The sequence below is a fragment of the Anaerosporobacter sp. genome (assembly GCF_965301125.1).
Genome location: NZ_CBDLAM010000004.1, coordinates 47,160 through 48,284 on the forward strand (window position 1 = coordinate 47,160; position 1,125 = coordinate 48,284).

The following is a 1,125-nucleotide window of genomic DNA, read 5'->3' on the forward strand; positions in this document are numbered from 1 at the left end:
GTAGTAATTATTGGGTAAATATAGTAGATGAGGTATAAGTAATAATTAATAAGAAAAGTTGAAAAGCTATTTTTTCAACGGAGGGATATGTGCTAAGCGCGTCTTCAGGCATTGGAAAGGAGAATTTTTATTATGGATAATAATCAAAACTCGAATTCAAGAGAAAATAATGATTACGTATTTAATTTCTACACGTCAGGAAGTGCAGATGGAGCAAGAGAACCTAAGAAAACAACAAACAGCGGTTTTTCTATGGACGGTTCTAACTACAATTTAAATGGTTCATCTAACACAAATAACACTAATAATGGATATAGTAATCAATTTAACAATCAATATAGCAACTATGGTAATGGAAGTGCATCATACGATGCATATGTAATGCCATCTTCAACACAGAATCTAGAAGTAAAGGTTCAGAATGTTATGGCAAAAACATTTGCATTCATGTTCGCGGTACTATTAATTACTGCATTTTCAGCGTATGAAACTGCAAATTCCAACCTTATCTATAGTTTAATTGAGTCTACTGGACGTTGGTATGCTGTTATAGGTTTAGAAATTGTAACAGTTATCTTGGCACAAGTAGCTATGAAGAAAAACAAGGTCGCTCTATCTGCGATTATGTTGATAGCCTACTCAATTGTAAATGGTATGACTTTATCAATAATATTCTTAGCTTATGAATTGGGATCAATTGTAACAATGTTTCTTTTAGCTTCTGCAGTATTTGGAGTTATGGCATTATTCGGTCTGGTTACCAAACGTGATTTAAGCCCATTAGGTAGCGTTGGTATTATGGCTTTAACTGGAGTTATTTTGCTATCAATTATTAATATTTTTGCAAAAAGCAGTTCATTAGGTTTAGCGGTTGCTGCTATTGGATTGGCAGTATTTATTGGATTGACAGCATATGACGTTCAGAAAATCAAAGCAATAGCAAGACAAAATACGAATCATTCTACGACTGTTTTAGCTATGTTTGGAGCGTTAATGTTATATCTTGATTTAGTTAATATTTTCTTATATTTACTTCGTCTTTTCGGAAAAAGTAATGATTAAGATTTATTATTAAGTTAAATAGAATAAAATGGTAAGGGGCGAGAATGTCACGGAAGAAGGGGG

General features: G+C 32.7%; 1 protein-coding gene. It reads left to right on the top strand.

Going from position 1 to position 1,125, the window contains the following annotated elements; genetic code table 11:
• The first annotated feature begins 132 nt into the window (after window positions 1-132).
• A complete protein-coding gene (locus ACW2QF_RS01045) occupies window positions 133-1,062 on the top strand; it encodes a Bax inhibitor-1/YccA family protein (protein WP_455714131.1) in 930 nt (309 codons plus the stop codon).
• The last annotated feature ends 63 nt before the right edge of the window (window positions 1,063-1,125 follow it).